The following is a 6,567-nucleotide window of genomic DNA, read 5'->3' on the forward strand; positions in this document are numbered from 1 at the left end:
ATAGGCGCAGGTGGATGGGTGGTGGTACTGAAATTCTTTCCTGGAGCTAGGGGCGGAGGCGGATGCTGCTCATCTTGAGGTCGTTGCTGCCCTCGAAGACGTAGTGGAGATCGATGGTCTTGCCGTCGCACTGCAAGGTGCCGGAGAGGTCAGCCGTGTTGTTGCCGTTGTTGTTATTCACGTTCACCGAGCTGTAGTTGGGTTTGCACGAGCCATCAAGGTCCAGGCTGGCAATGCCGTCCACGAACGACTCCTTGTCCAGTTCGTCCTTCAGTGGCTGGCTCAGGTAGTTGTCGTAAGCCTGCTCGGTTTGGCCTGAGACCAGCAAATTGGTGAATTCGTCCGCCAAGGACCTGGCCTTGGACGTTGCATTGCCCACCAGGTTGACCAGCAGCAGCACGCCCACCACCGCCAGCACGATCACGCCGGCGACGATGCTGAGGACGATCCACAAAACCTTCCTGCTCTTTCGGGCCGGTGGCTGGCCGAATTGGCCCGGCGGGTACTGCCCTGACGGGAATTGGCCCTGCGGATAAGGGTTCTGGGCGTACGGCTCCTGGCCGGGTCCTGAGTACTGGGGTCCTGAGTGCTGGGGGCCGCCGGCCTGGGGAGCAGCGGACGACGGCGGCTGTTGCCACTGCGGCGCGCCGCCCGGCTGAGGGGGGTACCCGGGCCCGGGCGGCACCGGTGGCGGGTTCTGGCCCGGATAGTTGGGATTGGGTTGCTCAGGTTGTTGCGGGTTGCTCACGGTAGTGCCCCTTTCGGCAGCCTTAGGCAGCGCCACCACATGGCCGGGGTCCTCTGGCCGGCCCCCGGTACGTCCTCTTGCATCAAATCGCATGCGGGTTCGACGGGCAAGTACCGCGTGTCGAATAACCGCAGGTGAGGAGGGAGTTCAGTCCCCGGAGCGCCTTCCCAGGAGCGGCTGGACGCGGTAGGGGATCATCTCGCGCATCGCCAGTGCTGTGTCAGTCCGTTCGACCCCTTCGCAGCCGAGGATTTTTCCATTGATGCGGTAGAGGTCCTCCGCGTCCAAGGCAACAACGCGCAACAGCAGGTCCGCTGAACCGGTGAGGCCGAAGCCTTCGAGGATTTCCGGAATGTCTGCCAGGTCCTGCGCCAAGGAGGCGAGCTTTTGTTGTTGAACGTGGACGGTGATGAACGCCGTCAACGGATAGCCGAGCGCAACCGGGTTGATCCTTCGTTCAAAGGAGAGGAAGGCGTGCTTCTTCTCCAGCTGGGACATGCGGGCCTGCACCGTATTGCGGGAGAGGCCCAGCTTTTGGGCAAGGGCCACCACTGTCCCGCGGGGGTCCTTGGCCATCGCGGAAAGGAGCCGGGTGTCAGTGCCATCCAGGGGTTGCATAATGCGCAAGATTAGCACGGTGAGCTCAGCCGAAACAGGGCAGAATGCTCAATTTGCAGAAGGGTAGTTGTACCTGATGCGCGTTGTGAGTAGGGTCACAATTAACTCCGGCGAAGGTGCCGGAGGGCCGGTCTGCGGCAGGATCACAAGTCCAGCCAGCGCCGACGAAAACGAGCCGGAAGGTTGCGATCACCTGTGTTGACGGATCAGGCGGGCAAGGGAGTGCATCATGACACTCCGGGCCCTGGACATAATGCACATAATCCCCTGAGGACTGGCGGCAATCTGCTCCAGTTGGTGTCGCCGGAAGGCGAGCGGATCAGCCATCCCGAATTCGATGTCTGGGTCAAGGACGTCGGAGATGAGCAGTTATGTTCCTTGTACGAGGACATGACGGTCATCCGTCGCATCGATGCCGAAGCTACGGCACTCCAACGTCAGGGCGAACTGGCATTGTGGCCACCGCTCCTGGGCCAGGAAGCGTCGCAGATCGGTTCCAGCCGCTCGCTGCGCGATGACGACTTTGTCTTCCCCAGCTACCGCGAAAGCGGCGTAGCCTACGTTCGTGGAGCCCATCTCTCCGAGATCGCCAGGGTGTGGCGGGGCAATGCCTCCTTTGGCTGGGATCCGCAGCGCATCAACCTGGCAACGCCCCAGATCATTATCGGATCCCAGAGCCTGCACGCCACGGGCTACGCAATGGGCGTCCAGCTGGATGGAGCAAATACAGCCGTTCTGGCCTACTTCGGCGATGGCGCCACGAGTGAAGGCGACGTGAACGAGGCCATGGTATTCGCCGCCAGTTACCAGGCTCCCGTGGTGTTCTTCTGCCAGAACAACCATTGGGCCATTTCCGAACCTGTGCGGGTACAGTCGCACGTGCAATTGGCCGACAGGCCCACAGGATTCGGAATACCGAGCATGCGGGTTGACGGCAACGATGTCCTCGCTGTCATGGCTGCCACGAGGGTAGCGCTGGACCGTGCACGCAAAGGCGGCGGTCCCACCTTCATCGAGGCCGTCACTTACCGCATGGGTCCGCACACCACTGCCGATGACCCCACCCGCTACCGCGACCCGATCGAACTCGAGGATTGGGCCGCCAAGGATCCCATCCTGCGGCTGCGCAAGCTCCTGGAGGCCAAGGGCCTCCTCACCGAGGACGTCGAGGCCCGCGTCAAAGCGAAAGCTGATGCGGTGGCGGCCGAGCTCCGTTCCAGCTGCATCGAGATGCCGGACCCGCAGCCGCTGGACGTCTTCAACCATGTCTACAGCACGCCCAATTCCTGGATCGAACGCCAGAAGGACCACTACTCGCGCTACCTGAACAGCTTCAACCAGCCAGTCGAGGAAGGTGCACTCTGATGTCCAAGCTCACGTTTGCCCGGGCCATCAATGCCGGCCTCCGGAAGTCGCTCGAAAACGATCCCAAAGTGGTCCTGATGGGTGAGGATATTGGCGCGCTCGGTGGTGTTTTCCGCGTCACCGACGGACTCCAGAAAGACTTCGGAAAGCACCGGGTCATCGATTCCCCCCTGGCTGAGTCAGGCATTATCGGCACCGCCGTTGGCCTGGCCTACCGCGGCTACCGACCTGTGTGCGAGATCCAATTTGATGGCTTCATCTACCCTGCGTTTGATCAGATTGTCAGCCAGGTAGCCAAGATGCATTACCGCACCCAGGGGCGGGTCAAGATGCCCATCACCATCCGCGTACCTTTCGGCGGTGGCATCGGTTCACCTGAGCACCATTCAGAGTCGCCCGAGGCCTACTTCACCCACACCTCCGGTCTCCGGGTTGTGGCAGTGTCCAATCCGCAGGATGCCTACACCATGATCCAGCAGGCGATCGCCTCCGATGATCCCGTCCTCTACTTTGAACCCAAGCGTCGCTATCACGACAAGGGCGACGTGGACGAAACCATCGACCTCTCCACGGCACTTCCGTTGGAGAAAGCCGCTGTGGTCAGTGCCGGTTCCGACGTGACACTTGTTGCTTACGGTCCACTGGTGAAAACAGCCAAGGACGCCGCAATGGCAGCGGCCGACGAAGGCATTTCCGTGGAAGTCATCGACCTCCGTTCACTGGCCCCCGTCGACTACCCCGTGGTGGAAGCATCTGTCCGCAAGACGGGCCGTTTGGTCATCACCCACGAGGCCGGGCAGTCCGGTGGCCTCGGCGCAGAGATTGCCGCCAGCATCACCGAGCGTTGCTTCCATTTCCTGGAGTCTGCTCCCGTCCGCATCACCGGCTTCGATGTGCCCTACCCCTACTCGAAGCTCGAAATGCACCACCTGCCGGATTTGGACAGGATCCTGGACGGCGTCGACCGTGCCTTGGGCCGCCCCAACTCGCTGAGTGGACTGGAAGGATGACCGCCACCATGATCAAGGAATTCAGGCTGCCGGACCTTGGCGAGGGCCTCACGGAATCGGAAATCCTGAGCTGGAAGGTGGCTGTGGGGGACACGGTCACGCTGAACCAGGTAATCGCCGAGGTGGAAACCGCCAAGGCCGTTGTGGAGTTGCCCTCTCCCTTCGCAGGAGTGGTTGCAGAACTTCATGAGCAGCCCGGCACGGTGGTGGAGGTCGGCAAGCCGATCGTTTCGTTCGAAGTTGACGACGCCGGGTCCACCAACGGGGGTGGCACGCCGGCCGCCGGCAACGGGTCCGCTGGCAACGGGTCCGCTGGCAACGGGACCGCTGGTGAGGGGGCCGCCGTCGAAAGCTCTGCCAACGGCTCGCCGGCAACTGCCGGCGCTGAAGCGGTGGGGGCCCCCGCGAAACGTGAGCCGAACCTGGTGGGGTACGGCGCCGTCGTCGAACATTCAGGCCGCCCGACACGGCGCGCCCGGGGGCAGGTGCGGGACATCAAGGTCCCGACGGCGGCGAGGTCGGAAGCACCTGCGGCCCAGGAAGCGCCGGTAACCCCGGAAGCACCAGCGATCGTCGAGCCCGCAGCGGCGCGTCGTGCAGAGGAAGGAAGCCCTGAGCGACCACGTTCCACGCCGCCAGTGCGAAAGCTCGCCCGTGACCTCGGGATCCGCCTGGAAGTGGTTCGCGGAACCGGGCCGGGCGGACTCATTACCCGTGAGGACGTCCAGAACTTCTCCGGCGCAACGGAAGCTCCAGCCGAGGCCCGGGTTGCTGATGCACAGGGTGGGCGGGAAATAAGGACACCGATCAAGGGAGTCCGGAAGTTCACGGCCGCGGCCATGGTGCACAGTGCTTTCACCGCGCCGCACGTGACGGAGTTCCTGACCGTCGACGTCACGGCAACCATGGAGTTGTTGGCCCGGCTCAAAGGCAACCGGGCGTTCGAAGGCTACAAGCTGACACCACTGACCATCGCAGCCAAGGCGGTTCTGGTGGCGTTGGGGAACAACCCATCGCTGAATTCCCGCTGGGATGAGGCGAGCCAGGAGATTGTCCAGTTCAACTATGTGAACCTGGGCATCGCTGCAGCAACGCCGCGTGGCCTGACGGTACCGAATATCAAGGACGCTGACCGGCTGACACTTCGTGAGCTCTCCACGGCGCTCACTGAACTGACCGATACTGCCCGGGCGGGCAAGACGTCCCCGGCGGACTTGTCCGGTGGCACCATCTCCATCACCAACATCGGCGTGTTTGGCATCGACGCCGGGACTCCCATCCTGAACCCGGGCGAGGCCGCCATTCTGGCATTGGGTGCTGTGCGGAAGGCACCATGGGTGGTGAATGACGAACTCGCCGTCCGCCAGGTCATGTCCCTGAGCCTGTCCTTCGACCACCGCTTGGTGGACGGTGAACAGGGTTCACGGTTCCTCGCGGATCTGGGCTCCATCCTGGCAGATCCCGCCATGGTCATGACCATGATCTAGCGGTATTCGAAGCTGCGACGGCCCATCCCTTTACGAGTGCTTGCAGGAAACTGCGGTTAAGGGGTGGGCCGCCGCGCGTCAGCGGGCAGGTGGTGACAGTCTTCGGTTGGTGTCAGTCTTCGGTGGGGGTCCTCCGGTTGGAGTGGACGTTGCGCCAACTGTGTTCCGGCTCAAAACCCAGGAGCCTGCGCGCCTTGTCGATGGACAGCATGGTTTCATGCTCGCCCAGTTCTTTGAGGACCTCGACGCCGGGGAAGACTTCCGCCGCCAAATCGGCGCTGCTTCGGCTCATCACGGTATCAGCGGCGGCAATGATGAAGGTCTCAAAGCCTGGCACGCCATGTTCCAGCGCTCTGACCACTGCCAGTGCACCATCGCGGGCGTCGATGTAGCCCCACAGGTTCCATTTCCGAAGATTTGCGTCTGAATCGAAGGAGGGGAAGGCGTCGTAGTCTTCGGGGTCCATGACGTTGGAGAAACGCAGCGCCGTGATGCTCAGTTCCGGATCCCATCGCGTGAGCTGGATGGCCATCTGCTCCTCAAGATGCTTGACCAGCGAGTAGGTGCTTTCCGGCCGGGCAGCGTACTCCTCATCCACGGGAATGTAGGGGGGAGCAATGTCGAAGGGCAGTCCCAGTACTGTCTCGCTGGAGGCATAGACCACCTTCTTGATGCCGGCCCGCCGGGCAGCCTGGAACACGTTGTAGGTGGACACCATATTGTTCTCGAAAATGGCGGCGTCAGGGGCTAGGCCTGGTGCGGGGATGGCGGCCAGGTGAACGATAGCGTCCAAGCCGTGGTGCTGGTCATCCAGACCCAGGATGACATCCAGGACTTGCCCGTAATTGCGGAGATCGACGTTGACGTAGCCCTTGCCACGGGTGCCCTCACGGTCAATGTTGAGCACCTGGTGGCCATCCTGCGTGAGCCGTCGGACGACGCTCCTACCCAGTTTTCCGCTTCCGCCCGTGACGGCAATCCTCATGGTGTGCTCCTCGATAGTGGTGGTCCGTGCCCCCGTCGCCTTGTTGGTTCAGCTGCTTCATGGAGTCAGCAAGGTCCGGGTTTGTTTCAGCCTAGGCGGCGAGGCGGCAGAAAACAGCCTCTCAGGCTGGCCCTGGGAGTCCTAGGAAGACGCGAACGACCCAAGGGCGTACTTGGGCGCCGCCCGGCGCCGTTTTTGGGCGTGTTGATGTTCTGCCGACGCTTTCTATGTTCTGTGGGGCGTGTTTCGTTGGGGTGTGTGGTGGTGGTTGCGTCGGGGTGTTTGGTGTGGGTCGATGTGGGGTGGGGGGATGAACCAGGGGACGCCGGTTTTCATGTCGATGCGCCATTGTTC

Annotated in this window: 6 protein-coding genes; 3 read left to right on the forward strand and 3 right to left on the reverse strand. The window is 62.4% G+C overall.

What is annotated here, in order from left to right:
• Positions 1 to 46: 46 nt before the first annotated feature.
• Both ACIQLI_RS19670 and ACIQLI_RS19675 read right to left on the reverse strand, forming a co-directional pair.
• Positions 47 to 748, reverse strand: a complete 702-nt coding sequence (locus tag ACIQLI_RS19670) for a hypothetical protein (RefSeq protein WP_400391491.1) — start codon at positions 746 to 748, stop codon at positions 47 to 49.
• A gap of 147 nt (positions 749 to 895) precedes the next feature.
• Positions 896 to 1,366, reverse strand: coding sequence for an Lrp/AsnC family transcriptional regulator (locus tag ACIQLI_RS19675; RefSeq protein WP_400391494.1), 471 nt, complete (start codon positions 1,364 to 1,366; stop codon positions 896 to 898).
• A gap of 195 nt (positions 1,367 to 1,561) precedes the next feature.
• Between ACIQLI_RS19675 and pdhA the strand changes: the two genes are divergently transcribed.
• From pdhA to ACIQLI_RS19690, 3 genes are read left to right on the forward strand one after another with little or no spacing between them, the layout of a single operon-like run.
• Positions 1,562 to 2,731, forward strand: a complete 1,170-nt coding sequence (gene pdhA, locus ACIQLI_RS19680) for a pyruvate dehydrogenase (acetyl-transferring) E1 component subunit alpha (RefSeq protein WP_400391496.1) — start codon at positions 1,562 to 1,564, stop codon at positions 2,729 to 2,731.
• Positions 2,731 to 3,741, forward strand: coding sequence for an alpha-ketoacid dehydrogenase subunit beta (locus ACIQLI_RS19685; protein WP_354232297.1), 1,011 nt, complete (start codon positions 2,731 to 2,733; stop codon positions 3,739 to 3,741). Before pdhA ends, ACIQLI_RS19685 begins: the two co-directional genes overlap by 1 nt.
• Positions 3,738 to 5,228: a dihydrolipoamide acetyltransferase family protein gene (locus ACIQLI_RS19690; protein ID WP_400391500.1), complete on the forward strand. Its 1,491-nt coding sequence runs from the start codon at positions 3,738 to 3,740 to the stop codon at positions 5,226 to 5,228. Before ACIQLI_RS19685 ends, ACIQLI_RS19690 begins: the two co-directional genes overlap by 4 nt.
• A 112-nt stretch (positions 5,229 to 5,340) precedes the next feature.
• Here the strand turns inward: ACIQLI_RS19690 and ACIQLI_RS19695 are convergent, their stop codons facing one another.
• The gene (locus ACIQLI_RS19695) at positions 5,341 to 6,213 is read right to left on the reverse strand and encodes an NAD-dependent epimerase/dehydratase family protein (RefSeq protein ID WP_400391503.1); all 873 of its coding nucleotides are present in this window, start codon (positions 6,211 to 6,213) and stop codon (positions 5,341 to 5,343) included.
• Between the last annotated feature and the right edge of the window lie 354 nt (positions 6,214 to 6,567).

This window comes from Paenarthrobacter sp. NPDC091669, from assembly GCF_044756725.1.
Classification (GTDB): Bacteria; Actinomycetota; Actinomycetes; order Actinomycetales; family Micrococcaceae; genus Arthrobacter; species Arthrobacter bambusae_C.